Origin of the sequence: Acinetobacter sp. V89_7 (genome assembly GCF_029967895.1) — a bacterium.
Classification (GTDB): domain Bacteria; phylum Pseudomonadota; class Gammaproteobacteria; order Pseudomonadales; family Moraxellaceae; genus Acinetobacter; species Acinetobacter soli.
Map to the genome: position 1 here is coordinate 14,433 of NZ_JASCAJ010000017.1, position 26,936 is coordinate 41,368.

Consider the following 26,936-nt stretch of genomic DNA (forward strand, 5'->3'; position numbering starts at 1 on the left):
ACGTTTTTTATTGAAAAGATGTGCTGATGTTTAACGATTTACTTCTCCCTATGTTTGATGACGGCTACTATCCAGAAGTGTTAGTTGCAGAAGTTAAGCAGTATATTGTTGAATTTGCTAAAAAGATTCAGAAAATTGAGCAATCTGATTCTGAAATTTATCGCTTGGCAAACTTAACCTTGCTGAAAATCAATGAAATGAAACCAGACTTTGAGGATCTTGACTCGAATTTGGACGATACAGCCACTGATTATATTGCGGAAGCAATGATGATGGCCGTACAAGATGCGGGTTACATGGATATCGATCTTGAGGAATTGGTTGCAAACCGAGAATGGTGATCACCGTTCTCGCCATCTATGTGTAGTCATCGGTGTGATCTACATTTAATAGTGAGCAGACATAAAAAAACCAGCATATTGCTGGATTTTTTATTACACCATTTTAAAAGACTTAAAATGGTGCCCGGGGCCGGACTCGAACCGGCACGCCTTTGTGGGCGGGGGATTTTAAATCCCCTGTGTCTACCTATTTCACCACCCGGGCATGAGCGCCATCATAGTGTAACCATGCAAATTAGGCAAGGAAATCTTGAATTATATGCAGATTTTTCAAGCAATTATTTTGTTTCAGTCGATTCAAGCTGTTTAATGAGGCGTCCGATATTTTCTGTTGTACGTGTAAGATTCATTGCCCCATTTTTACAAGCTTGTTCAATATTACTGGCACCATCGAGAATACCGAAAATCGCAGTAATACCATCTTCATACAGCATTCCGATGCCTTGGCCGATATAGCCTGCACATACAAATACAGGCTTGTTAAACGTTTTAGCTAAACGCGCCACTCCAATCGGTGTTTTTCCAAACTGCGTCTGTATGTCGATTCCGCCTTCGCCAGTAAAAATGTAATCTGCTGCCTCAATTTTCTGAGCCAATTGAATAGATTCGATGACTGTTTCAACACCAGACTGAATTTTTGCCGTGGTAAACGCCATTAGGCCTGCGGCCAGTCCTCCTGCGGCGCCAGCACCCTTTACATGATGTAGAGAAATGCCTAAAGCTTGCTGAATAATATCGGCAAAATGACAAAGATTGGCCTCAAGCTGAATGAGCATATCCAGTGTGGCGCCCTTTTGCGGCCCAAAAATATAGGTTGCGCCGTGTTGGCCAATTAACGGATTATTCACGTCGGTGGCAATTACGATCTCAACATCAGCCAAGCGTGGGTCGAGTTGAGTGATATCAATTGATGCAATCTGATTCAGTTGCCCGCCACCCAATTCAACCTCTTGATCGAATTGATCTAAAAATCGTACACCTAAAGCACTTGCCATTCCCATGCCAGCATAATTGGTAACACTACCGCCAAGCCCGATAATAATTTTCGATACCTGATGATCTAAAGCAGCGCGAATCAGCTCTCCAGTACCATAAGTCGAAGTGAGTAGGGGATTGCGCTGATCGGGTGTGAGTAAGTGAATACCATTGGCCTTTGCTATTTCGATCACTGCGGTACGCCCCTGATCAATCAATCCAAAATAGGTCTGGACTTTATAGGGATGCAAAGGACCACTCACCGTGACATATACTTTTTGGCCTTGTTGCGCATCGATGATGGTATCTACTGTACCTTCACCACCGTCTGCCATAGGGCATAAATCATACTTGGCATCTGGAAAAATACGTTGTAAACCGTGTTGCATGGCCAAACATGCTTCTCTGGCAGTCATACTTTCTTTAAAGGAGTCGGGGGCGAGTACAAATGTTTTTGTTTTCATCATTGAATAATAACGCGATGCACATTGTTATTGGATTTGTTATGAAGATAACACTCAGATCTTGAGATTTAAATGAGAAAGTCTTGGCTTGAATAAAGAAAATATAAAAACATAAATTTCAGGCATAAAAAAACCAGCGTATTGCTGGATTCTTTATTGCACCATTTCAAAAGATTTAAAATGGTGCCCGGGGCCGGACTCGAACCGGCACGCCTTTGTGGGCGGGGGATTTTAAATCCCCTGTGTCTACCTATTTCACCACCCGGGCTTTACCAAATGTGGAGGCGGAGGTCGGAATCGAACCGGCGTACACGGAGTTGCAGTCCGCTGCATGACCACTCTGCCACCCCGCCATCATTTGGTGATGCACATATTAGCAAGCTTCAGAAAAAAAACAATACTAAATTCAGCGAATATGCGCAGAAAAACAACATCTAAAATAAAATTACCCAAATTATCATGTATCATTTGCAAAAATTGATTCATATCTAGCTTGGAGATGTGCCGTGGCATTGGTTTTAGATGGTCGTGCATTAGCAAAGAAAATTGAAGCGGACTTGTTGGTGCGTGTTGAAGCACTGAAAGCAAAAACAGGTCGTACTCCAATTTTGGCAACAATTTTAGTCGGTGATGATGGTGCTTCTGCAACCTATGTACGTATGAAAGGCAATGCATGTCGCCGTGTGGGAATGGATTCATTAAAAATTGAACTTCCACAGACCACGACTACCGAAGAGCTATTGGCAGAAATTGAAAAACTCAATGCCAATCCAGATGTACACGGAATCTTGCTGCAACATCCTGTTCCTGCACAGATTGATGAGCGTGCATGTTTCGATGCAATTTCACTCAATAAAGATGTCGATGGTGTGACGTGCTTGGGCTATGGTCGCATGGCAATGGGTGAGGCAGCCTATGGTTCTGCTACTCCAGCTGGAATTATGACAATTTTAAAAGAACACAATATTGAGCTGACCGGTAAGCATGCTGTTGTCGTAGGGCGTTCGGCAATTTTAGGTAAGCCAATGGCCGCCATGTTGCTTGAAGCGAATGCGACCGTTACGATTTGTCACTCGCGTACACAAAACTTAGCTGAGTTTGTGAAGCAGGCAGATATTATTGTCGGTGCTGTAGGTAAGGCTGAATTGATTCAAAAAGACTGGATCAAACCGGGTGCGGTAGTGGTCGATGCTGGTTTTCATCCGCGTGATGGCGGTGGTGTAGGTGATATTCAGCTTGAGGGTATCGAGACTATCGCTTCGGCTTACACGCCTGTCCCGGGTGGTGTGGGTCCAATGACCATCACTACGCTGATCCGTCAGACTGTTGAAGCTGCCGAAAAAGCACTCGTCTGAATATGAGCGATCATATATCGCGAGCACATGCAGTACCGCCTGTTTTACTCGAAGCACTGCATGCCATTATTCCAAATGCTGAATTACAGGCACAGCAATTACCCGATACGCCAATTTCCCTCTGGTTGATTCCTCCAGTATTTCCAGTAGATCGGCTCGATGATGAGGTGGTGCGTAGAATCTGGAACGATACACCGTACTGGATTTTTTGTTGGGCTTCGGGTTTGGCGATGGCACAATGGTTGCTGGCAGAGCCTGAACATGTGCGTGACAAGGTGGTACTGGATTTTGGTGCGGGTTCTGGTGTGGTGGCAATTGCTGCAAAACTGGCTGGTGCAAAACGCGTCATTTGCTGTGATATCGATGCGGTCAGTTTGGCGGCCTGCTGTGAAAATGCACGTTTAAACTCGGTGGAACTGGAGTATTTAGAGGATTTATATCAGTCGGAGCAAGTTGATGTGTTGCTGGCGGCCGATGTTTTATATGACCAGTGTAATCGTTTTTTTCTGGATGAATTTTTAAAATTCGCACCTCAGGTGTGGGTGGCCGATAGCCGGGTAAAAAACTTTAGCCATTCGCGTTATATGAAAATGGATGAACGAAGTGCAACCACATGGCCAGATCTGGATGAGGCGAAAGAGTTTCGAAATGTGAGTTTTTATAAGACGCTGTGATCACAGCGTCTTTTTTATGCGACAGATTGAATCAAGAACAGGTATAGCGCACGACTTTAAGTGTACTTGGGCGTGCCTCTAAGGCTTCACGCGTTGCATAGCCTTCACTGTTGTTGAGACTTGGACTGTCGGATAAGCCAAACGACATACGTGAGTTACGAATGGCAATCCCTTGATCTTGCGATCGGTTGGCTGCTGTATTTGGAATTTCATTGATGCTTAAAATCGACAGCGTATAGGTTTTGGTCGTTCCTAATACTGATTGACAGGCACGTTGTAATTTTCTCTGATCTAAATCTTGATTCGCGCGATTTGCAAGCGTATACGAAATCGTTGCCGAATTGGCAGATTTATTTTCGACTTGATAGCCTGTATTGCCGTTATATTGACGTGGTGTGCTTTGACAAGCCGTAAGACTCGCTGCAAGCGCTAAAACACCCAATAAATTATACATTTTCATGAAATTCATCCTTCTCTTATTGTGGTTAGTATCGCATAGTTTTAAGCATAACGTGGTGTCTGAGGCGGGGTGAATCCGCTGGACTTTACATCACTTAAAAAGTGTACACGTTTGGTGGGTTGTGGCGTGTGAAAATCTGGCCGCTTGGCTTTCCAATTTGGATGTTTTTTGTTAACGTTAAAAATAAAAACCACAAAAAGGCGGGGATGATGAACATAGAAAATTCGCTTCCGTTGTACGACATTGCAGTGATAGGTGGTGGCATTAATGGTGTGGGAATTGCCAACGATGCTGCGGGACGCGGTCTGTCGGTCTTTTTGTGTGAGAAAGATGATTTTGCCAGTCATACCTCTTCTGCCAGCAGTAAATTAATTCATGGTGGTCTGCGTTATCTTGAGCACTATGAATTTCGATTGGTACATGAAGCGCTAGCTGAGCGTGAAGTATTGATGCGTAAGGCACCGCATATTGTGTGGCCTTTGCGTTTTGTTATGCCACATCGGCCGCATTTACGCCCTGCATGGCTGATTCGTTCAGGCTTGTTTTTGTATGACTATTTAGGTAAGCGTGAAACGTTGGCGGCTTCCAAGAAAATTCATATGAATGCCAGTAGTCCCTTAATTCCGGAAATTTGTTTGGGGTTTGAGTATTCTGATTGTGCTGTAGACGACAGTCGTTTGGTGATCTTAAATGCGATGCAAGCCAGAGAGAATGGGGCAGAGCTGATGACTCGTACCCGCTGTGTCTGTGCCGAGGTTGTGGAGGGGGTATGGGTGCTTTCGTTACAGGGTGCAAAAGGATACTTTCAAATCCGTGCCAAAGCGTTGGTCAATGCAACGGGGCCTTGGGTCGAAGAATTTATTAAAACGCAGCTTGATCAACCCTCACCGTATAAGATCCGGCAGGTACAAGGCAGCCATTTAGTTGTCAAAAGATTGTATGAAGGGGATCATGCTTATATTTTGCAAAATAATGATCGCCGGATTGTGTTTACCATTCCCTATCTGAATGAATTTACATTAATTGGAACAACCGACCAACTTTATACCCAGCATTTGGATCAAGTTGAAATCACCTCGAGTGAGACGGATTATTTACTGGAGGTGGTCAATGCACATTTTAAAAAGCCAATTACGAAAGAAGATATTGTTGAGTATTTTTCGGGTGTACGCCCACTGTGCGATGATGAATCTGACCAGCCATCTGCCATTACGCGTGATTATACGCTTGCACTACAGATGATCGCCCCAAATGCACCGCTGTTATCTGTATTTGGCGGCAAGCTGACCACTTACCGTATGCTGGCCGAGTCTGCCATGACACGCCTAAAACCGTATTTTAAGCATATGGCACCTGCTTGGACCAAGACTGAACCTCTGCCAGGTGGAGAGCACTTTAAATCGAAGCTTACACTTGCAGCAGCTATTCAGCGCCGTGTGAAAGGGATATCACCAACATTGGCTACACGCTGGGCATCGACCTATGGTACACGTGTTTGGAAACTGCTTGAGGGAGTGGCCAAATTGGAGGATATGGGAGAGCATTTTGCTGATGAGTTGTATCGGGTTGAGGTTGATTATTTGATTCGGGTGGAGTGGGTGCAGACAGTTGATGATCTACTATGGCGCAGAACAAAACTGGGTTATCACGTTGGTAGTACAGAAAAACGTATTCTTGAAGATTACATGATGAACCGTATGGGATACACAACAGGATTGATTGCTTAACTATGTATTGGTGCAAATAAATAATCAAATACAATCTAATTCATTGAGCATTGAGTAGAAAATAAAAAAGGCCACAGATGTGACCTTTTTTATCTAAGCTAGATTAGCTCTTTTTGACTGCTTCAAGTAACTGGTTTTGACGTTCTTTCAATGCTTTTGGAAGACGTTCACCAAGTTTATTGAACAATTCAGTGTGGCTTTCAATCTCTGTAATCCACTGATCTTTGCTTTGAGCTGTGACAAGATCAAACTCTTCTTTAGAGAAGTCTGTGCCAGTCCAGTTCAAGTCATCGTAAGTTGGTACGTAGCCGATAGCAGTTTCAACTGCATTTGCACGGCCTTCAACACGGTCAATCATCCACTCAAGTACACGCATGTTCTGACCAAAGCCAGGCCATACAAAGTTGCCTTCAGCATCACGACGGAACCAGTTTACGTTAAAGATTTTTGGTAGCTTGTTACCAGCTGCTTCAGCTTTTTCGCCAACTTCTTGACCAAGTTGTAACCAGTGGTCGAAGTAGTCTGCCATGTTGTAACCTGCAAACGGAAGCATCGCAAACGGATCACGGCGAACAATACCTTGTTGACCGACAGCTGCAGCAGTTGTTTCAGAGCCCATGGTTGCTGCTTTATAAACACCATCTACCCAGTCAAATGCTTCAGAAACCAACGGCACTGTATCCGCACGGCGACCGCCAAAAATGAACGCAGAAATTGGCACGCCCGCTGGATTTTCCCAGTCAGCATCAATAGAAGGACATTGACCAGCAGATACGGTAAAGCGCGCATTTGGATGTGCAGCTTTTTCACCCGCAACGTGTGGCTGGCCTTTCCAGTTCGTTAAGTTAGCTGGAACTTCTTTAGAAAGACCTTCCCACCATACTTGACCGTCTTCTGTAACTGCAACGTTGGTATAGATCACGTCTTTATGCAAGGTTGCCATACAGTTTGGATTTGTTTTGGTATTGGTGCCTGGTGCAACACCAAAGAAACCTGCTTCTGGGTTAATCGCGTACAAACGACCATCTTCGCCTGGTTTAATCCACGCGATATCGTCACCTACGGTTTCGATTTTCCAGCCTTCGTAGCCTGCTGGTGGAATGAGCATAGCGAAGTTGGTTTTACCACATGCAGACGGGAATGCCGCAGCGATATAATGTTTTTCGCCTTGTGGATTCGTCACACCTAAAATTAGCATGTGCTCTGCTAACCAGCCTTGCTCACGGCCCATTGCCGAAGCGATACGAAGCGCAAGACATTTTTTACCTAGAAGTGCGTTACCGCCGTAACCTGAACCAAATGACCAGATTTCACGGGTTTCTGGATAATGCACAATATATTTTTCAGGGTTGCATGGCCATGCAACATCTTTTTGACCTTCTGTAAGTGGTGCACCTACAGTGTGAACACATGGAACGTATTGACCGTCAGTGCCTAATACATCGTAAACCGCTTTACCCATACGCGCCATTTTACGCATGCTGACTGCAACATAAGGAGAATCGGTCAATTCAATACCGATCTGCGCAATATGACTGCCTAATGGACCCATTGAAAATGGAACCACATACATGGTGCGGCCTTCCATTGAACCATCAAATAGACCGTTTAGCTTTTCACGCATTACTGCGGGCGCTTCCCAGTTGTTTGTTGCACCAGCATCTTCTTGCTTTTCAGAGCAGATGAACGTGCGATCTTCTACACGAGCAACATCTGATGGGTCAGAATTTGCAAGATAAGAACCTGGGTGTTTTTCTTGGTTGAGCGGTTGCATGGTGCCGTTTGCGATCATCAAGTCGATCAGACGTTGATATTCTTCCTCGCTACCGTCACACCACTCGATTTTTGCAGGCTTGGTCAATTTTGCAATTTCTTCAACCCATGCAATAAGCTTAGGATGACGAACGAATTCAGGTGCGTTCACTTGGGTCATGGTGAGGCCTATTCTAAAATGTGTACAACGTACAATTCCCTTTGGTTGTGGTACAACAAAAGAGACGAAGTCAAAAAAGTGGCGCTATTAAAGCATAAATCACTAAAAAAAATAAGACTAAAGACTATACAGGGGCTTTGGTGAGTATTTTTGTTTAATTTGTTTTAAATCAATATCTTAAGTTGTTTTTAGGGTGTGTTTTTGGTATTTATTAAAGAAATAGAGACTATTTATTTATAAAATAAATTTGCATATCATGATTTTATATGGCGGATTTGACTAATATATATTATTGATAAAATAAATGATCACCATTCAAAAATTACATAAAAGCGCTTTTATTTGTGTATTTTGTATTCAAAAATAAAGTATGTCCACTGTTTGACATATTAAAACGTATGGCTAAATTAAAACCACTCTCCATCATTTATAACGGAAAATCTGGATTTCATGCAAGTGATAATGAGGGGGTATATGAACAAATCATGACACTCTTTACTCATTATGATTTTGAGATTCAGGTTTTTGAGCTGGAACATGACATGTCGTTTAATACGCTCATGTCGAATGTACTCGAACGTCATCAAACCTCAGACCGTACTGGGTATGAGGGAGTAGTGGTTGCGGCTGGCGGAGATGGTACACTTAATGCGGTGGCAACCAAGCTGGTCGATACCGGGCTTGCAATGGGAATCTTGCCGCTCGGTACATTCAATTATGTGGCACGCGTTCTCGATATACCGCTTGATCTGATTCAAGCCGCCGAGGTGATCGCAACAGGTGCCCAACGATCAGTCCATGTGGCAAGTGTCAATGATCGTATTTATTTGAACAATGCCAGTTTGGGGTTGTATCCCTTATTTATTCAAAAGCGTGAAATGTATAATCAGCGTTTTGGACGTTTACCTTTAAATGCTTACACTTCGGCCTTAGATGTACTCATTCGTGATCGTAAAGAGCTCAAATTATCGATTAAAGTGGATGACCACCTTTATCCTGTCAAAACGCCATTGATCTTCTTTGGTAATAATCAGCTTCAACTCAAAGAAATGAATCTGCAAATCGCAGAATGCGCGGCGCAGGGGCGAGTCGCAGGTGTAGTGCTGGCCAAAAGCGATAAGACCAGTCTTTTTAAAATGCTCTATCAATTGATTCGCGGTGCGCTCGAGCAGGCCAAAGATGTATACAGCTTTAGTGCAGATCGCGTAGTCGTCGATTGTAAGCGTAAAAAATTAAAAATTGCCATTGATGGAGAAATTGAAGAGTTGACGACACCTTTAACTTTTACCGTGAAAAAAAATGCCTTAACTATTATGGTGCCTCATGCTGCTGCATCTGTCTGATTTACACTTTGGTACCGAGAAACAAGAGTGTCTAGATGCCATTGCTGCTTTTTGTCGGGAGCATGAGCCGGAAGTCATAGTAGTAAGTGGTGATCTGACCCAACGTGCCCGCTTTACGCAGTTTTATTCGTGCAAGCAATTTCTCGATAGTCTGGGTATTCCTTATATGGTTATTCCCGGCAACCACGATATTCCGCTGTACCATTTGTGGAACCGTTTTTTTTCTCCATTTGTTCGCTATCAGTTTTTCTTCGGCGCACTTGAGCCGACTATTGAAACCGAACATTTTTATGTCATTGGTGTGAATAGTATTCGGCGTCGCTATCATACCCGTGGCTATATTTCGCTAGAACAAATTCAAAAAACCAATGAGCTGCTTAAACGCGGCCCTGCCCATAAGCTTAAGCTGGTCACCTTGCATCAACCCTTTTATACCCCCCCAGATGAACCGCACGGTATTAAAGATTGTCCGGTGCTCGGCAGAATGGCGCTGAATAACTGGAGTAAAAGTGGCTTGTTTGGTGTGCTCCACGGACATCTGCATAAAACTGCGGTATATGATTTGAATCAGATTTATAATTTGCAGGCAGCGCATCCGGTTTATGACATTCATGCTGGCACAGCGACGTCTTATCGACTTTATAAAAGTTTACCCAACAGCTTTAACGTGATTTTTAAAGATGGTCAGGTTCAGCATTATTGGTTTGATTCCAACTTACGTCAGTTTGTTTTACAGCCTGCACCGATTGAAAAGCTGCCAGATCACAAATGAGTGTTTAAAAAAAATACAAAAATTCATTTTTTTTTCTTTTTTGCCCTTGAAGCCGTTTTTTCCATCCCCACAAAAGTGTCATCAAATTCATTTTGATGATTGCTTTAGGAAGAATGACAGCAAACATCATTTATTAAAATAGACTTAGTCTGATGGAGTTATTTATGAGCAACATTCGTCCATTACATGACCGTGTAGTAATTCGTCGTGTTGAAGAAGAAACAAAAACGGCTGGCGGAATTTTATTGCCAGGTTCTGCTGCTGAAAAACCGGCTCAAGGTGAAGTCATTGCAGTAGGTAATGGTCAAATTACGGATAACGGCGTTCGCGCACTTGACGTAAAAGTGGGCGACAAAGTGTTATTCGGTACTTATGCAGGTACAACTGTGAAAGTAAATGGTGACGAATTCTTAATCATGAAAGAATCTGACATTTTAGCTGTTCTTGAAGGCTAATTTGCGCATTAACCACTCATTGATAAATCAGATCAAGCATTGATAGAAAAAATTGGAGTAGAGAATGTCAGCTAAAGACGTAAAATTCGGTGATTCAGCGCGTTCAAAAATGATCGCAGGTGTAAACGTTCTTGCAGATGCAGTGAAAGTGACACTCGGCCCTAAAGGTCGTAACGTGGTTATTGACCGTTCTTTCGGTGCACCACACATTACGAAAGACGGCGTAACGGTTGCAAAAGAAATCTCTCTCAAAGACAAATTTGAGAACATGGGTGCACAGTTGGTACGTGAAGTATCAAGCAAAACCAACGATATCGCCGGTGACGGAACAACGACAGCGACTGTTCTTGCACAAGCGATCTTAAATGAAGGGATCAAATCAGTAACTGCTGGTATGAACCCGATGGATCTTAAACGCGGAATCGACATTGCAGTAAGAGCAGTGGTTGAAAACATTCGCGCGACAGCTAAACCTGCTGACGATTTCAAAGCAATTGAGCAAGTGGGTTCAATTTCTGCAAACTCTGACGAGACTGTAGGTAAATTGATTGCTCAAGCAATGGAAAAAGTGGGCAAAGAAGGCGTGATTACCGTTGAAGAAGGTTCAGGCTTTGAAGATGCGCTTGATGTTGTAGAAGGTATGCAGTTTGACCGTGGTTATATCTCACCATACTTCGCAAACAAGCAAGACACGCTCACTGCAGAACTTGAAAATCCGTTCATTCTTCTTGTTGATAAAAAAATCAGCAACATTCGTGAATTGATTACGACTCTAGAAGCAGTTGCAAAAACGGGTAAACCACTTTTGATCATTGCTGAAGATGTTGAAGGCGAAGCGCTTGCAACACTTGTTGTTAACAACATGCGCGGTATTATCAAAGTATGTGCGGTAAAAGCACCTGGTTTTGGTGACCGTCGTAAAGCAATGCTACAAGACATCGCGATCTTGACTGGCGCTACTGTAATTTCTGAAGAAGTAGGTATGTCGCTTGAGCAAGCTACCCTTCAAGATTTGGGTACTGCACACAAAATCACAGTATCGAAAGAAAACACAGTGATTGTAGATGGTGCGGGTGATGCCAATGCGATTGCAGAACGTGTTCAGCAGATTCGTGCGCAAATCGAAGAGTCAACTTCTGAATACGACAAAGAAAAACTTCAAGAACGCGTAGCAAAACTTGCTGGCGGTGTTGCAGTGATCAAAATCGGTGCAGCAACTGAAGTTGAAATGAAAGAGAAGAAAGACCGTGTAGACGATGCGCTTCATGCAACGCGTGCTGCGGTTGAAGAAGGTGTGGTTGCAGGTGGTGGTGTTGCACTTGTACGTGCAGTGAACTCACTTGACGGCTTAACTGGCGCAAATGATGACCAAACTGTTGGTATCAACATTTTACGTCGTGCGATTGAAGCACCACTTCGTCAAATCGTATCGAATGCAGGTGATGAGCCTTCTGTTGTTGTCAATGCAGTCAAAGCAGGTGAAGGTAACTTCGGCTATAACGCAGCAACGGGTGTATATGGCGACATGCTTGAAATGGGTATTCTTGATCCAGCTAAAGTTACGCGTTCTGCGCTTGAGCATGCAGCATCTGTTGCGGGCTTGATGTTGACTACTGAAGCGATGATCACAGATATTCCAGAAGACAAACCAGCAATGCCTGATATGGGTGGCATGGGTGGTATGGGCGGTATGATGTAAACCGCTCACATGTGGTTTAAATTATTGTAATTTAATAATATTTAAACTATATCTGTTAAGCTTACTCATAATGTTACTCACATTCGAGTTTGTTACAAAAAAGGTCACAAATTTTATTTGTGACCTTTTTAATTTTATAGATCTACTAGATCTCTTAAAAACTAAAGTCATCATATTAGATAAGGATTTAACTATTGGATGAATGAAAATATTGAAATAATACGCCTGAGAAAAATCAGGCGTTTTTGACTAAGAACAACAGCTATTTCATTCTGACGTAAGAATGGAGTTTTCCTCATGAATAATACAGGAAAGGACATAGCTATTAAGCCAGTAATTTTTACGTCCATCTTTGATTGGTCTTGTCACGCGACCAGTTTTAATTCGATCATATAGCTCCTTTTCTGAAATATTCATGCGCAAAGCGAATTCGGCAGTAGATACTCGACGTTCGGTATTAGTTAGGTCTATAGATACAGCCATTAAATATCTCCTTTAATAAAGTTTTAAGAGAAAACCTCTTAAAATAAAGGCTATCAAAATTTTAAAAAAAAAGATGAGATATATGGGAAAAAACCAAAAAAAGATGAGATATATGGAAAAAAACCAAAAAAAGATGAGATATGTTTAAAAAATTAAAAAAAGACTTATTTTTTATTATATCAGTAAATAATCTTTTGTTAGTTGTCAGTAATAACAACGTTGACTGCTTAACTCATTTAAAATAAATGAGCTAAACGTATACTGCTTTATCTTTTAATCTATATTTTTATTTAAAAGGATTTTTAGGATCAGATAAAATCGCATTTTTCTTATCGTTAAAGTTTCTACCAATTTCTGAGAATTTAAATTTATTTATTTCATATTCTGAAAAAAATTCTCTGCTAAAATAATTTTTAGTCTGATAAAGCTCTATCATCTTAAGTGTAATATCCAGATAATTCATTTCAATATTTTGTGATTTAAAAAATGATATAAGCGCACTTCCAAGAAAAAATTTCTCATGATTTTCTCTCTTCTTGTCTTTTATCTTCTGATCTCTTTGCTTATATGAATTATTCAAAGATTTTTTAATTTCATTGTGTGCTTTTTGTTTAATTTCATTGGGAGTTTTTCTATTGTAATTTTTTAGCATTTTTAATGCTATTGTTAATCTTTCATCAGTCTGAGAAGAAGGATCTTCATATCTACTAAAATCAACGATGTCATTTTCAATCTCAGAGCGATCACTCTTTGCTATCGTGCAGATAGAGTCCATTAATTCTGCTAATCTGTTTAATTCTAAAATTTTGTGATCTTTATTTTTTAATTTTCTTATATCTTCTTCGGTAAATTGATTTACAGGTTTAGATTGAATCAATTGAAGTACCAACTCATCTGAATGAGTACGTTTTGCTATCTGTCTTAAGTGTTTTTCAACTCTTAAAGTTATTTCATTCACTGTTAATTTAACTCTAGCCATTTTTAAACCATCTGTTTTTAAGAAAATGTTGGTATATCACAGAGTCTTAAAAAAAATCGCCATATGTTGAGTTTTTCAAAAAATACTACTTTTCTGTTAATTTGAGCTGTTAATTTATGGCTGTTAATAGTGGGGCAGATAAAAAATCTTTTTTGCGAATGCAAAAAAGATTTTTTATATCTCGTATCCGTGTCTTTTAAAATTTCGCTTCGCTCTCATTTAAAAGACACTTCTTCTCGTGCTGCGCAGCCCTGTTAATTTTTAAGTCTATGATTTTTAATGGTTATAGGGTGTTACTCTTATGTGCTATCGGCGTTACTCATATTTTTAGTAGGTGTTACTCTTATTTAGTTAAGCTGTTACACGGTTTTTATGAATAGCTTATATATCTGTTTTTATTGATAAAAATTGATATTTTTTAACTTTTTCATTCTGTTACTCTTATTTTTAGGTTTTGTTACTCATGCAGTTTTATTGAATGTGTATTTTTTGATCTGAGTTCAAGTTTTTTTCATTTTTCTTTACGAAACGAATCATGAATTTTTAAAATTTTGTAGGATCCGATATTCCAGTTAAATTAATATCGGAAGTAAAAATGTATTATTTTCATTTAAGTCATAACGTTAAAGGTAATAGTCAAATAAAGTTGAGTGACGGTCATTCAAAGTATCGACTATCAAAAAGTGCATATCACTATATTACTCGGACTTTATATTTTTCTAAGCATAAAAGTGAGATTGAAGAGCTTGAATATTGTTCTTCATATCATATGCCAGCTTGGGGCGATAATCATCCCGATCAGTTTTGGTATGCGGCAGATCAATATACAAGTGTGACCAAACGAACCTCATCACATATTACAATCGCTTTACCAAAAGAATTGGATAAAAATCGCCGTATTGAACTGTCTGAAAGATTAATGCATGAATTTTGCGGTCAATATAAAATGCCATCCACAATCGCAATTCATAATCATGTTGCTGCTCTTGATGGAAATTCAGAACAACCACATTTACATTTATTATTTTCTGAAAAAAGTATGCTGGATAATATTCGACGTTCCCCAGAGCAGTTCTTTAAGCAATATCGTCAAAAAAATCCAGCTAAAGGTGGTGCATTAAAAATCACGGCAGATGTACTCGGATTTCGCCGTAATATATTATTTCACTATCGAACAAAAACTGAAGAAATAATAAATGAATTTTTAGAAAAATATGCGCCAACCAAGATTGTAGAAATCTATGGTATTCAATTAGAAGTGAGTAGTGCGGTGTCATGTTTATCTAATGAAGATTATAATAAAAAATATGGAACTAAATTAATGGATGTTACTCAAGTTCCTAGGGAATTATTGTATAGCACTAACCCTGAAGATCAAGATGAGGTGGCAAATTATAGAAAGGAGATTCGGGAAATTCGTCAACATAACCTGTGTGAAGTCTATAAAAAAGAGTATGAGTTAGCGTTGGCTAAAAAAAGTGAACAGGAAAAGGAAAATACACATCATCTTGATCAATCGAAAAATCTAGATTTTGAGTTTTAATATATAGATGAAAAACCCAAAGTTTGTTATCTCTGATGAGCCAGTTCAATGGATTTAATCAGTCTTTGTTCAACCTTTGATTTAATCAAATGATCCATCTATGGACTTTAATAGATGGATCATTTGAAATTGGTTTTCGTTCAGTTTGACCTATTTCTTTAAATAACTTTCCATTTGTAGCTGTTCAAGTGTGTGCCATTGATAGCGCTCATGTCCTGCAAAATTCTGTTTGATATATACAATATGTTGAAGAATCCGCTTTTGATATTTCAACATTTGTTGAATGCGTTGATCATCACAATCAATATCTACACGTTGCTGCCTGAGTGCTTGATAAAAGCAGCGGTAATTGAGATCCATATTTTTTAACGTTTCGTTTAATGCAAGAGGGTGGAGTGGTTGGCTTAATCCCTTTACTGAATAAGATTCAGGCGTGACAAAGTTGGGGCGTAGATGGGATTCTTTTGCCACTTTTAATGAGGGTTCAACTGTATTTGATTTAACCTTGATATTTTGAAATGCCTGTTGAATTGAATTGATTAACATTGATGATTGGACGGCTTGAACAGAGTTTTCCAAAGGTGGTGTGATTACGACTGAATCAGAAGAGGGAACTACTTCGTTAGGCAGATTATTTTGTCCGTTATTCATCGTGATGAGTTGTTTTAATTTCTTATAGTTAATCGTATAGAAATTGGTTTGTAGCCATTTATTTTTTGCCAATTTTTCAATGACTAAAATTCCAGCTTGCTTTAACTTTGCCACAATTCGTTTGATTGTTGATAGGCTATAAACGCCAAGCGTCGCTTGCCATTGCTCGTAGCTATGGAACCAATACTTTTTTCCATTAAAAATTTTCCCTTCGTTATTTTCTAAGCAATAATGCAATTTCTGTAGAAAATTAGCGGCTGCAACGCCATACGCTTTTGCAAGCGTCGGCGAAGCAATTAAAGGATAGTCTCCTGAAATCAGGAGATTGTTCTTATTAGCTTTGGACATAACCAGCTCCAAACAGCACACGTTGTGCGCGTTCAATCAACTTGTGACGTTGATGCGTACGGAATGCCCATAGAGAGGAGAGGTTGTTATTTTGATTGAGCTTTGCGACTTCAAGAATTTGTTCATCATCCATCTCACGCATACACTGACGAATGATTTGATGTGCTTGTTCAAGCTCGTTAAGTAAGGAATTTGCGGTATCGACTGCAATATAAAGATTTGCCAATGTTTGGCGTTGAGGGTTTGAAATAGATTTACCGAGTTCAACAATCAGTTGAGAGGCTTGTTTTTTAGGTGTGCAAGTGTTTGCACCATGAAGAATTGCGTTCATAGCAGTAGTCCTAGATAAGTTTAATTACTTACCGCCATCATTTTCCTACGATGATGGTGGCAGCTTAACAGGAGTAGGAAATACTGAATCTAGGCTCAGCCAACCTTACGGTTGTCCTGTCAAACTGCCATAACGACTGCTAAACAGTAGACAAAAAAATAGCCGCAAGTGCGACATTTATTTGCACCTAGATAATATCAGGTTTCCTACGCCTGAACACAGATTTTGCTGTGTAGAATTAGCTTAGCTGGGTATACCTTAACCTGTCAACGATTCAATTTGATGTTTTTACATATTTTAACATTAAATAATTTATTGATTAACCTGAAGATATTCTGGATTGCTGACGGCTAGGAAACTGTTTTCAGAAGTGTTTATGGACGATGGTCATTGTTCAATATTTGTTGTTTTTCTTGCTTTGAGGGCTCATCTGAATAGGTCTTATATGTGTTTAAATCATAAAACTTAGAGTGACTGCTGTTAATCATGAGCTGAATTCATGATCGATTTGTCAGTGCCTCAACAATGTTTAAGGCTTTCACTAATCTTTTTCTTACATGTATGTATTGAATCTGGATATCACCCATAGCTGTATTGAATAAGATCATAAAAGGATAAGTCCAATCTTAATCTTAGCTGATATGACTAATCCCATTTCATTAGTCCAAATATTTAAAGGTATGGTTGGGAGATTTATTGATTCATTTTATTGTTTCATTTTAATAAAGAAGAACAGTCCATTTTAGTCTCATCCATTAAACCAAAATGAGCTAATTGAGTGGATTAATTTGACCTCATGGGAAAAATCAAACACTTAACTTAAATTCTTACAAGTAATTTGATTGTCTAGATTTTAGTGGCAGGAAAATTGACTAAAGCCCGATATGAAATTAATATGGGCTCGCTGGCCTACATTGCCAGTCGGTTTTGACAGACCGTTGATCCAGCACAGAGAATAGCTCGCCTATTTTTTGTGGACCTTCTCGTCCCCCTTTTATCTTTATGGTAGGACAGAAGGGGGACACCTTCGGGTGTGCTGGTTCCTTGGATCCCAGTCTGTCAACCCTCTTTTGTTCTGCCACCATTATTTGACAGTGATATGGCAGAACTTCTTAAGATTCAAGGAGCTTCACATGTTGTATCTATCTTTTCTTTTTTGTGCCTCGCCACCTGTTCAACCTTGTTGTGCTTTTCAACGAGGACTATACGGCTAATTTAATTTTTAGGCTGTATTAAAAAAACTTTTTAACAAGAACAATCCAACGGTGGATGGCTAAGTCACGCCTGTAAAAATAAAACTTTTTATATCTGCTGGTGATTGTGAATTGCATTGAACATGCGGGAAACAACCATGACTGAATTAACGAAACCCAAAATCATTCCAATCGAAAACCGTCCACAGAAATCCAAGTTATTTTTAAAATGTGTGGTTTTGCCAATTGTGATCTTTCTGATTATTGCCAAAATCTTTTCCTTTGGTGCTTTTGCCTATATCTTCTTTGGCTTTGACCTGTTCTGGTTTGTGATCATTTACTACCTCTATCAATATGGAAATACATATTTCGATGGAATGACTGAGCAACTGAAACGCCAAGGGGAAACTTTTAACTATCAAAATCGTGGTGTCTGGATTAATAGTCAGGATAAAACCATCATCCTGTTTGATCAGCCGGATCAGCGCTTAGTCAAATATCCTTTTGACTATATAACTTCTGTGGGATATTACAATCTGGTTGAAGACCGCTTCAGAACCACAACCACGGTGATCAGTAACCCGATGATGGGAACCCATGTTAATCAACAAGTACATCGGACACCGATGAAACGTGAGTTCCAAGTCAATATCGGAACACGGGATCAATTTAAACCAAATTATAGTCTTAAGGTGCTATTCCCTTGGCGTAGTCCAAAAATGGCCAGTGAAATTCGCCAGTTACTCTCGGCTGATCATTATCAATAACAACAATAAATATAAGGCAGTCAAATATGATGATTTCAAAATCGTTTATGCCATCTGTGCTGATGATGGCAATCAGTACTGTAATCCTCGGATGTGGTGGTGGCGGTAGTTCAGGTGGAGATTCCAGTTCATCCAATGGCGGTGGAGCGGATAATCCAGATAATGGCAATACAACTCCTAAGCCCGTGACCTGTGCTGAAAGCCAATATCTGGAAGAGGGTGCATGTAAAAATAAGGTAGTACAAAACATTCAGTCACTACCATTGAGCAGCCTGATTCAAGGTCAAAGTTATCCATTATCGCTTCAAACCGATCAAGGTTTGGCAGTGACTTTTAGCAGTAACACCCTCAACATCTGTAATGTAAGTGGTAATGAACTCAAAGCTCTTAAAGTTGGACAGTGTACTCTGGCACTGACACAGGCAGGGACAGCAAAAGTTCTACCACTCAATAGCCGCATGACCGTCAATGTGACTTGTGCTGCGGATCAATATCTAGAAAATAATGTTTGTGTAACTAAGGTCGAGCAAACCATTACCCCACTCAAAATCAAATACATCCTGACGGATAATGTTTATTCACTGGATACTGAATCCAGTGCCAAACTTCCCGTCACGATTAGCAGCCTTTCTTCATCAACCTGTACGTATAGTCAGGGCGAACTCAAGGGGATTGGGGCGGGTGTATGTACTCTTAAACTCACCCATGATGGTGATACTAAAACACTGGTAGCAGAGAGTAAAACCATCAGCTTTGATGTGTTTAAGGCTTCATCTATGAGTGATGACCCCAATATTAATAACTGTTATGCGGGTAAGCTCAGTGCAAAGTTTAGAAATGAATTCTTGAGTGAAATCAATACAGTTCGCTCTTTGCATGGGCTGCCAAGTATTACATACGATTATGCCCGTGAAGATGAGATGATGCAGACCGCACTGGTTCTTGCGGCAAACAACATCTTGACCCATTACCCCGAAGCCAACACAAACTGCTATTCCGATATTGGTGCGGTGGGTGCAAGAACCAGTAGCCTAGAAATGGGGGTAAGACAGAATAAATATGACTATTCACCTGCCGAAAGCATTACAAATATGGTGCATGACAAATTAAATCTGTTTGCAGGAGATGTAGGGCATCGACTCTGGATGCTCAATCCATTCTTGAAAAAATCGGCTTATGGTTCAGTCAATGCACCATCATTCAAGGATACCCGATTCCCTTATGTGGTCGGTACGTCCTACAAAGTGGTTTATCCCTTCGACAATCCAACCACTGCACCACTCGGTGTGATTGCCTATCCCTACCACAATTATCCAGCCAAATATTATATGGCGGGTTCAATTCTCTCGATTTCAGTTTTAACCGATCAAAAGAATTTCTTTGCCAATCGCAATGTGGACTACGCCAAAGCTAACGTTGTTGTCACTGAACGAAGTAGTGGTGCTAAACAGAAGATCAGTAATATCCGTTATGAAAATATCGGAGTTCCCAACCATATCCAGTTTAACTTTGACGATTTGAAATTGAACGTGATCTACGATGTCAAACTCAGCAATGTCTTGGTGAATGGTCAGCCTAAAGAATATTCCTACTGGTTTAACGTGAATGATCGGTAAGCGAAAATAAGGACAACAACAAAATGGGATGTATGATTAAAGAATTTCTTGTCACGAGTATCTCGCTGCTCATGATACACACCGCGACGGCTCAACCTATTTCTGCCTCATCTTTAACACTGGAGCAAGGCTTATCCTGTCTGGATTGGACTGAAAATGAACAATCTTTTAATAATCAACTGGCGTTGGGTGACAGGGCAGATATACCAACACCAGCGATCGCCAAACTTCAGAAAAAATTTCAAAAGCAATATAGCAAGCAAAAGACGGCCATTATCGATGATTCAGAAGATGAAAATTTCTGTCAGGACTGCCCTGAAACAACCGTCTATCTTCCTAGAAACAAAAGTAATCTAATTCAACGGATTGAGACCTCAATGCATGTCAGTATTGCAGGAGCAAGTACATCGATCTATCGTCGAGATGACATCGGCACAACTAAACAAAAAATTGAAAGCGGATTAAATATTAAATTCAGTAGCTATACAGGGCAGCAATTTAAAAACTTTAAACAGCAATGGGATAAAGCCTTAGATCAGGATAAGGACAGTGGAAAGAGAATTAAGACCACACAGGTCTTTCAGCAATATCCATATTTAAAAGCCTTTAATGGAGAAGTCTTCCAAAATCAAAAGATCTATACACCTAAACAGATTTATATCTATAGCCAGCCCTATAAACGAGATGCTTCTGATCTGAATGATATGATTGCTTTTATCAGCCTTTATAACAATCCAGTCAATTCCTCACAGCACATCTTACAGTGTGGCTTTATTGACAATGTGTTTTAACCTCCATATAAATAAAGAGTTGAATCAAATGAAAAAATTACTATTCGCAGGATTATGTTTAAGTCTTTCAACACTGGCTTGTGCAGGTGCCAAAGAAAGTCTAGTAGGAAAGCGTCTGGTCTTAGATTTGCCAGATACTGAATGCGCAGGATTGTCTTTTGCTAAGAATGGTAAAGATGCAGCGATGTATGCAGAATTAGGGCAATGCCAAGATCCTTTACTACTTCGAGTAAAATGGTTAGATGACAAGACCTTTATTTTAATTGAGAAAGTACGAACGAATAATATTTCTCCACCACGTAGCTATTTATACAGGGTCCAAAGTATCAATCAGCGTTATGTAAAACTGACTCAGATATGGACAGGCTGGGGAGATTATAAAGATACGAGCGTCAGTTATTACTATAAATAATGACAAGTATTGACAGCTTAGTGAATCCGTTAAAACAATGAACTACTACGCAGAGGATCCCTTCTAGGTAACTGAACCTAGGAGGCAATATGATAAAGCTAAAATTTCAGTACAAACAAGCTGTAAATAATCATACTAAGGACGATATACGAAAAAATACCCTCACCTGAGAATGTGTATCAAAAAACTTCAGTACACAGTAAAAGCATAGTTTTTATTTTCTTCATATTTTTGAATATAAAAGCTATCCTTTAAAACTTCGTATTGCACAATTCACAGGTTTAATGATGAATGAAATGATTTCGTCAATGATATATATAAAACTGCAAAAGAAGGAGACATAATTGGATAAAACGGGTATTAGTACTGTAAATACCGAGGTAATTAATGTAAAAAAATAACAATACAGATTTTAAGCTAATTCGATTTATGTATTAAATGTGAAAATTTATTATTATTTTCACATTAATTTACATAAGATATAAAATTTATCTAAAGGATTTAATAACAATACAAATCCAAATGTTATTTTTATTGTTCTGATAATTAAATGCTAGAGGTAATTATGAAAATATTAGCCTTGATAAGTGTTGGGATGGTTGGTGGTATTTACTATAAGATGAGTAAAACAAAAAAAATAAATTCAATAAAATTGGATTTTGATGAAATTGTTACTCAAATGATTTTAAAAAGTTTTTAATTTAAACAGAAAATTAATTAAATAAGGATGATGGAATGATATCTAAAGCTCTAAAAATTGTTTTTTTTCGTTATTTTTGTAGTGTTAACTCTAATAGTTCATAAGTTTGGGAGTGCCACTACAGAAATATGGATTTATAAATAATTTAATATTAATATAATCATAATTAAATATATGTATCTAGAGAGGGTGTAATTATGATTCAATATTTTAAATGCTTGATAGGTCTGCACAAAGTACTTGAAATTCATCGTTGTAAAGATGGTGAATTAACGGTTTGTCATCATTGTTTAAAAGTTTTTCAAAGTAATTAATTAAGAGTTGGAAGAATATAACTTTTAATGTTTATTTTTGATACGGTTGTGCTTTTTTTATAAAAAAATTAGTTAATAATTTATTTATTAATATGCCTTTAATGTATAAATTAGGTTTGAGGTATGCCTAATTCATTAAATTTATTTAATATAGCTGCTCGTAGTTGAAGCAAATTTATTTGTCTTCTTAAATTTTATTAAACACCGTATTGATTTAAATGAATATTTCCATTAATCTAAAAAAAACTAGAATTTGATTTAGATTTCACCATGATGCCAAAAAATATTAGAAGTGTAGAATTTTTAATATGGATAGCTAACTTTATTGAGAAAATAACTTATGAGAAATAACAATAAATATTATTAATTTTTATAAATAAATCGTTTAAATTATTTTAATATAGTTTTTTAAAAAAGAAAGATTTAAAATTTATAAGTTTTAGCTGGTTGATGAAAGAAGTTAAATATGTTTTTTAATTGAATAAAGTATATGTCTTGATAAAGGATCTTTCTTATCTAATAATGGATGAACAAATTCTTTAATTTTAGTCATTTTTAAGTGCTTCATCACTTCTTCTGATCTTATATTGCTGGATGCTGTAAAAGCAACAACTTTATTTAAGTTTAAATTTTCAAATGCATATTTTAGAACTATTGCTGCACCTTCTGAAGCATAACCATTTCCCCATGAATCTTCATCTATGCGCCAAGCAATTGCTATACAGGGTGAAAAATCAAATAAAGTTTTTTCTTCTTTTAAACCAATAAATCCTAAAAAACTACCTGAGGATTTTAATTCTACAGCCCAATATCCCCAACCATTTTCATGTAGAAGTCTTGATTCGTTTGTTATAAATTCAATTGTTTCAGAAGTTGTAAGAATACTTGGGTAATATTTCATTACCCGAGAGTTTTTATTTATTTTAATAAATTTTTCAATATCTTCATCTTTCCATTGTCTTAATATTAGCCTCTTTGTAATAATCATAAGCACCTCCATATATTATTTCTTCAGTGTATTATATTTTATTTTTATTATTTTTTTAAAAGTGACAATTTATGTATTTGTAGGTAATATATTTAAAATTGTAATTTTATATTATTTATACCAATTTGAACTAATTTATTATTGATGAGTCTGAATACATCAAATTTCACACTTTCTTACAGTACAGCTTTTCATTCCAGATAGTTAGTTTGTCCCTAATCTAATCTTCTACCTAATTAATTTAAATTAATTATATAAACAATTTTGATACTTAAATTTAAGTGTTTGATTTATAACTTATGTTTTTAAGTAATTCTTAAAGAAGAATTTAATAAATTTATATAAGTGGATATTAAATTTAAATTGTTAAAATTTTTACTTATTTATTGATGGTTATTACTTTATTACAATTCGTCTATTTAATTAAATGGAATATTATTTTATTTTAAAGGATTAACTCAAATCAATATTTTAATAATGAATAGTCAATTATCTAAAAAAAGTTTAACTTTCGATATATTAAATCGCTTTGAACAGTACACAGCTGAAGAAAAGTTAAATCAACGTCCAATTGTGTTGAAACAGTTAATTCATTCTATTGGACGGTTGCCTGAACCTGCCTCCGGACAAACATATCAACGATGGCAAATTTTTGCTCAGATCGCTGGCTTTGATCTCAGTTTAGCCAAACTTTTTGAGTCACATTGCGACGCTTTAAGCATCTTGTATGAACTCGGTTATGAAAATGAAATCGATGAGAAGACATGGGCTATTTGGGCTGCCAATGGTGGACCAGCGCAGATACAGGTTGAAAATGGGCTTTGTCATGGAGTAAAAATGTGGTGTTCAGGTGCTGAATTTATTCAAAAAGTATTAATCAGTTTTAAAGATCAACAAGGGCAATCTCAGCTCTGTATTATTGATTTAAGCCAACCATCGGTCTCGATTGATTTATCTCATTGGCAAGCCGTAGGTATGCAAGGAACACGGACAGCCAGAGTTAAATTTCAGGATACAGTAGTTAAAATTATTGGTAATCCTAATGATTACATTGATCGGCCTGGTTTCTGGCATGGTGCAGCGGGTGTCGGGGCTTGCTGGTATGGTGCAGCTGTACGACTAATGGATGAGCTGCAAAAAAGTTGCTTTACAGCCCCTAATTCTTTTAAAAAAATGTATTTAGGTCAATTGGCAAGCCAACTTGCGGTAACTCGACAATATTTCCACTATGTCGCTCAACTTATAGATAGTCAACCGAAGCTTAGTTATGAACGGGAAGTACGGATATTGCGTGCGCATGCAGAACAAAGCTGTTTGGCTGTTATTGAAGGGGTTGGAAAAGCGCTTGGAGCACGGCCTTTTTGTGAACAAGCAACTTTTGCCAGTCTAATGGCTGATTTACCTGTATTTATTCGGCAAAGTCATGCGGCATTCGATGATGAGCAAATTGCTGAACGATGTTTACAGGAGCAAATATCATGGCAGCTCTAAAACATTCTTTAGTCGAAGATCGTATTATAGAAGGGCAAGGTACACCCAGAGAACAATGGTTACATGCATTTTCGCAGCAGCCGCTATTGCCACTCGATCTTAAAAAATTTCAATCGAAACGAATTGTGATTGTGGCGCCGCATCCAGATGATGAAATACTCGGCTGTGGCGGCTTGATGCAACAGTTGATTAGCTTTAATTGTCGCCTAGTGATTGTCGCCGTCAGCAATGGTACCCAAAGCCATCCACATTCAAGTAAATATAGTCCAGAGCAATTAGATCGAATCCGCCCACAAGAAAGTCTGGCGGCGTTACATTGTTTACAGGTCTCAGATTTTGCTCAACGTATTGCCTTAAATTTACCAGATGGACAGATTCATTTGCATACAGAACAACTGTGGCAAACATTAGACATGCTGGTTCAAGCGGAAGACATTCTGATTTGTAGCTATGCACAGGATGGACATCCAGATCATGAAGCGGTAGGAAAAACGGTACAGGCCCTTGCTTTAGCGCATGCCCTACCATATTTACATGTGCTGATCTGGGCATGGCATTGGGCGCGACCACTAGATCCACGTATCAACTGGCAAAAGGCTAGAGCTTACAACTTAACTCAGGCCCAATTAATCAAAAAACGTCAGGCCATCATGCAGTTTAAGAGTCAGATTGAACCTGATGAAAGTACAGGCAATGCTGCGGTTTTATCTCCAACAATCATCGAACGTTTGTTAATGCCTTGGGAGGTTTATCTTTGTGAATGATTCTAGTCAATATTTCGAAGCCTTATATCATCACAATAATGACCCTTGGGGCTACGATTTACATTGGTATGAAGCTCGTAAAAGGCAGATTTGTTTGGCATTGCTTACTCAACAGCGTTATTCATCAGTGTTGGAAATCGGCTGTTCCAATGGCCATTTAAGTGTACATTTAGCCAAACGCGCTGATCAGCTTTTATGTCTAGATTTTTCTGAACATGCTGTTCATTGGGCCTCTAAACGTTTACAGAATTTGAAGCATGTGAGCGTTCAACACCAAAAAATTCCTGAATATTTTCCTGAACAGAAATTTGATCTGATTGTCATCAGTGAAGTGGCCTATTACTTATCACGCACTGAACTGCATGAACTGATCTATCAGCTCAAAAACAGTTTAACGCCACAAGGTGAAATCCTGTGTTGTCACTGGCGTCACGCTATTCAGGATTTTGAACTAGATGCTTCTCAAGTCCATCATCATTTAAAACAATCTTTGTTGTTCACTCATTATTTAAGTCTGAATGATCCAGATTTCATTATTGATATCTGGACGGTAAATCCTTCATCTTTGGCAAAACAACAGGGCTTAATATGAAAATAGGTATTGTTATCCCAGCCCATAATGAAGAACAGAATTTATCCGCTTGTTTGCAGTCAATTGAACAGGCTATTGAGAATATGGGTCACGATCAGGTCGAGATTTTAGTAGTTTTAGACAGTTGTACTGACCAGTCTCTTATGATTGTAAAGTCACATCAGATGAACTGGCTTGAATGTAATTTTGCTTGTGTAGGCAAGGCCAGAGATATTGGCATTAGGCAGTTAATCGATCAAGGTGTGACCTGGCTCGCTTGCACTGATGCTGATACAATTGTAGATCCAGATTGGTTACTATGCCAAATGCGCCATCAGCCCACAGATGCCATTTGTGGAATCGTTATACTGGATGATCTTAGTTACTTATCAGTACCGCAACAACAAAAATATTTGGCTCACTATCAGGACAGCATGAACCATCAACATATTCATGGCGCGAATTTAAGTTTTAGTGCGCAAGCTTATATTCAAGCAGGAGGTTTTGAGCCCATTCCTTGTCATGAGGATGTCTCATTAATTGAAAAATTTATTAAGCAATGTTGCAAAATCACTTGGAGTAATTTGGTTCGGGTCACCACTAGCAGTCGATTAAATGGACGTGCACCTGAAGGTTTATCGTACTTTTTAAAACATTTATAAAATTGACCTAATTCGAGAGAGAAAGTTAATCCACAGCTTTAGCGGGTGAAATATATTATTCAGCTTTATAAATGAGCTATTTAATTCTGTCATCCTTACAAAATTTAAGTAAATTCATATCTTTGCCTAATTAA

26 protein-coding genes and 3 tRNA genes are annotated in these 26,936 nt (G+C 38.6%); 18 read left to right on the plus strand and 11 right to left on the minus strand.

Translation table 11 applies throughout. The annotated features are described in order from the left end of the window. Nucleotides 1-26: 26 nt before the first annotated feature. On the plus strand, nt 27-341 hold the full coding sequence (locus QLG00_RS01300; protein ID WP_004939767.1) for a DUF5713 family protein: 315 nt from the start codon (nt 27-29) through the stop codon (nt 339-341). 118 nt (nt 342-459) lie between these two features. Here the strand turns inward: QLG00_RS01300 and QLG00_RS01305 are convergent. The 4 genes from QLG00_RS01305 to QLG00_RS01320 all read right to left on the minus strand — a co-directional run bounded on the left by QLG00_RS01305 (nt 460) and on the right by QLG00_RS01320 (nt 2,133). Then, nucleotides 460-546 (minus strand) — tRNA-Leu (locus QLG00_RS01305). A gap of 73 nt (nt 547-619) precedes the next feature. After that, nucleotides 620-1,783: a glycerate kinase gene (locus QLG00_RS01310; protein WP_282470383.1), complete on the minus strand. Its 1,164-nt coding sequence runs from the start codon at nt 1,781-1,783 to the stop codon at nt 620-622. A gap of 178 nt (nt 1,784-1,961) precedes the next feature. Beyond that, a tRNA-Leu gene (locus QLG00_RS01315) sits at nt 1,962-2,048 on the minus strand. 11 nt (nt 2,049-2,059) lie between these two features. Beyond that, nucleotides 2,060-2,133: transfer RNA gene (locus QLG00_RS01320), tRNA-Cys, on the minus strand. Between the two features lie 153 nt (nt 2,134-2,286). On the opposite strand from QLG00_RS01320, the gene folD reads away from it, so the two are divergent. Together folD and QLG00_RS01330 are read left to right on the plus strand one after the other, a co-directional pair. Then, complete coding sequence (gene folD / locus QLG00_RS01325) at nt 2,287-3,135, plus strand: bifunctional methylenetetrahydrofolate dehydrogenase/methenyltetrahydrofolate cyclohydrolase FolD (RefSeq protein ID WP_004939760.1); 849 nt, start codon at nt 2,287-2,289, stop codon at nt 3,133-3,135. Continuing rightward, nucleotides 3,132-3,809 (plus strand): 50S ribosomal protein L11 methyltransferase, encoded by a 678-nt coding sequence (locus tag QLG00_RS01330; RefSeq protein WP_282470512.1) that lies wholly within the window; start codon nt 3,132-3,134, stop codon nt 3,807-3,809. Before folD ends, QLG00_RS01330 begins: the two co-directional genes overlap by 4 nt. Before the next feature lie 31 nt (nt 3,810-3,840). Here the strand turns inward: QLG00_RS01330 and QLG00_RS01335 are convergent, their stop codons facing one another. Then, nucleotides 3,841-4,269: a hypothetical protein gene (locus QLG00_RS01335; RefSeq protein WP_250364802.1), complete on the minus strand. Its 429-nt coding sequence runs from the start codon at nt 4,267-4,269 to the stop codon at nt 3,841-3,843. A gap of 209 nt (nt 4,270-4,478) precedes the next feature. Between QLG00_RS01335 and glpD the strand changes: the two genes are divergently transcribed. Next, nucleotides 4,479-5,996: a glycerol-3-phosphate dehydrogenase gene (gene glpD / locus QLG00_RS01340; protein WP_282470384.1), complete on the plus strand. Its 1,518-nt coding sequence runs from the start codon at nt 4,479-4,481 to the stop codon at nt 5,994-5,996. A gap of 103 nt (nt 5,997-6,099) precedes the next feature. Here the strand turns inward: glpD and QLG00_RS01345 are convergent, their stop codons facing one another. Then, nucleotides 6,100-7,929 (minus strand): phosphoenolpyruvate carboxykinase (GTP), encoded by a 1,830-nt coding sequence (locus QLG00_RS01345; RefSeq protein WP_004939747.1) that lies wholly within the window; start codon nt 7,927-7,929, stop codon nt 6,100-6,102. Between the two features lie 398 nt (nt 7,930-8,327). Here QLG00_RS01345 and QLG00_RS01350 point away from each other — a divergent pair, with 398 nt between their 5' ends. The 4 genes from QLG00_RS01350 to groL all read left to right on the plus strand — a co-directional run bounded on the left by QLG00_RS01350 (nt 8,328) and on the right by groL (nt 12,198). Then, on the plus strand, nt 8,328-9,272 hold the full coding sequence (locus tag QLG00_RS01350; protein WP_004939744.1) for a diacylglycerol kinase family protein: 945 nt from the start codon (nt 8,328-8,330) through the stop codon (nt 9,270-9,272). Continuing rightward, nucleotides 9,253-10,044, plus strand: coding sequence for a metallophosphoesterase family protein (locus QLG00_RS01355; RefSeq protein WP_282470385.1), 792 nt, complete (start codon nt 9,253-9,255; stop codon nt 10,042-10,044). The genes QLG00_RS01350 and QLG00_RS01355 overlap by 20 nt, the downstream gene beginning before the upstream one ends. 164 nt (nt 10,045-10,208) lie before the next feature. After that, nucleotides 10,209-10,499 carry a co-chaperone GroES gene (gene groES, locus QLG00_RS01360; protein ID WP_004939735.1) on the plus strand — a complete coding sequence of 97 codons (291 nt, stop codon included), beginning with the start codon at nt 10,209-10,211 and terminating at the stop codon, nt 10,497-10,499. Nucleotides 10,500-10,563: 64 nt separating this feature from the next. Next, nucleotides 10,564-12,198, plus strand: a complete 1,635-nt coding sequence (gene groL / locus QLG00_RS01365; RefSeq protein ID WP_004939733.1) for a chaperonin GroEL — start codon at nt 10,564-10,566, stop codon at nt 12,196-12,198. Between the two features lie 267 nt (nt 12,199-12,465). Here groL and QLG00_RS01370 read toward each other — a convergent pair whose 3' ends face one another. Continuing rightward, nucleotides 12,466-12,681, minus strand: a complete 216-nt coding sequence (locus QLG00_RS01370; RefSeq protein ID WP_004996635.1) for a hypothetical protein — start codon at nt 12,679-12,681, stop codon at nt 12,466-12,468. Nucleotides 12,682-12,967: 286 nt separating this feature from the next. Beyond that, the gene (locus QLG00_RS01375; RefSeq protein ID WP_151976215.1) at nt 12,968-13,660 is read right to left on the minus strand and encodes a hypothetical protein; all 693 of its coding nucleotides are present in this window, start codon (nt 13,658-13,660) and stop codon (nt 12,968-12,970) included. Between the two features lie 595 nt (nt 13,661-14,255). Between QLG00_RS01375 and QLG00_RS01380 the strand changes: the two genes are divergently transcribed. Further along, the gene (locus QLG00_RS01380; RefSeq protein WP_282470386.1) at nt 14,256-15,203 is read left to right on the plus strand and encodes a MobA/MobL family protein; all 948 of its coding nucleotides are present in this window, start codon (nt 14,256-14,258) and stop codon (nt 15,201-15,203) included. 150 nt (nt 15,204-15,353) lie between these two features. Here QLG00_RS01380 and QLG00_RS01385 read toward each other — a convergent pair whose 3' ends face one another. Both QLG00_RS01385 and QLG00_RS01390 read right to left on the minus strand, forming a co-directional pair. Further along, nucleotides 15,354-16,202 carry a hypothetical protein gene (locus tag QLG00_RS01385; protein WP_088458521.1) on the minus strand — a complete coding sequence of 283 codons (849 nt, stop codon included), beginning with the start codon at nt 16,200-16,202 and terminating at the stop codon, nt 15,354-15,356. Further along, on the minus strand, nt 16,189-16,533 hold the full coding sequence (locus tag QLG00_RS01390) for a hypothetical protein (protein ID WP_088458520.1): 345 nt from the start codon (nt 16,531-16,533) through the stop codon (nt 16,189-16,191). The genes QLG00_RS01385 and QLG00_RS01390 overlap by 14 nt, the downstream gene beginning before the upstream one ends. 1,351 nt (nt 16,534-17,884) lie before the next feature. On the opposite strand from QLG00_RS01390, the gene QLG00_RS01395 reads away from it, so the two are divergent. The 5 genes from QLG00_RS01395 to QLG00_RS01415 all read left to right on the plus strand — a co-directional run bounded on the left by QLG00_RS01395 (nt 17,885) and on the right by QLG00_RS01415 (nt 22,012). Then, nucleotides 17,885-18,493 (plus strand): hypothetical protein, encoded by a 609-nt coding sequence (locus tag QLG00_RS01395; protein ID WP_088458519.1) that lies wholly within the window; start codon nt 17,885-17,887, stop codon nt 18,491-18,493. A gap of 26 nt (nt 18,494-18,519) precedes the next feature. Continuing rightward, complete coding sequence (locus QLG00_RS01400; RefSeq protein ID WP_119026509.1) at nt 18,520-20,109, plus strand: CAP domain-containing protein; 1,590 nt, start codon at nt 18,520-18,522, stop codon at nt 20,107-20,109. A 23-nt stretch (nt 20,110-20,132) separates the two neighbouring features. Continuing rightward, a complete protein-coding gene (locus tag QLG00_RS01405) occupies nt 20,133-20,900 on the plus strand; it encodes a hypothetical protein (RefSeq protein WP_119026510.1) in 768 nt (255 codons plus the stop codon). A 28-nt stretch (nt 20,901-20,928) separates the two neighbouring features. Continuing rightward, nucleotides 20,929-21,312, plus strand: a complete 384-nt coding sequence (locus tag QLG00_RS01410; RefSeq protein ID WP_119026511.1) for a hypothetical protein — start codon at nt 20,929-20,931, stop codon at nt 21,310-21,312. A 565-nt stretch (nt 21,313-21,877) separates the two neighbouring features. Then, nucleotides 21,878-22,012 (plus strand): hypothetical protein, encoded by a 135-nt coding sequence (locus QLG00_RS01415; protein ID WP_228198417.1) that lies wholly within the window; start codon nt 21,878-21,880, stop codon nt 22,010-22,012. 774 nt (nt 22,013-22,786) lie between these two features. Here the strand turns inward: QLG00_RS01415 and QLG00_RS01420 are convergent. Beyond that, entirely contained in the window at nt 22,787-23,314 is a 528-nt protein-coding gene (locus QLG00_RS01420) for a GNAT family N-acetyltransferase (RefSeq protein WP_213069584.1), read from the minus strand. 477 nt (nt 23,315-23,791) lie between these two features. Here QLG00_RS01420 and QLG00_RS01425 point away from each other — a divergent pair, with 477 nt between their 5' ends. The 4 genes from QLG00_RS01425 to QLG00_RS01440 are packed head-to-tail and all read left to right on the plus strand — an operon-like array spanning nt 23,792 to nt 26,802. After that, nucleotides 23,792-24,805: an acyl-CoA/acyl-ACP dehydrogenase gene (locus QLG00_RS01425; protein WP_119026438.1), complete on the plus strand. Its 1,014-nt coding sequence runs from the start codon at nt 23,792-23,794 to the stop codon at nt 24,803-24,805. Beyond that, nucleotides 24,793-25,569, plus strand: coding sequence for a PIG-L family deacetylase (locus tag QLG00_RS01430; RefSeq protein WP_119026439.1), 777 nt, complete (start codon nt 24,793-24,795; stop codon nt 25,567-25,569). Before QLG00_RS01425 ends, QLG00_RS01430 begins: the two co-directional genes overlap by 13 nt. Continuing rightward, nucleotides 25,562-26,161 (plus strand): class I SAM-dependent methyltransferase, encoded by a 600-nt coding sequence (locus QLG00_RS01435; protein WP_088458858.1) that lies wholly within the window; start codon nt 25,562-25,564, stop codon nt 26,159-26,161. The genes QLG00_RS01430 and QLG00_RS01435 overlap by 8 nt, the downstream gene beginning before the upstream one ends. After that, a complete protein-coding gene (locus QLG00_RS01440; protein WP_119026440.1) occupies nt 26,158-26,802 on the plus strand; it encodes a glycosyltransferase in 645 nt (214 codons plus the stop codon). Before QLG00_RS01435 ends, QLG00_RS01440 begins: the two co-directional genes overlap by 4 nt. The last annotated feature ends 134 nt before the right edge of the window (nt 26,803-26,936 follow it).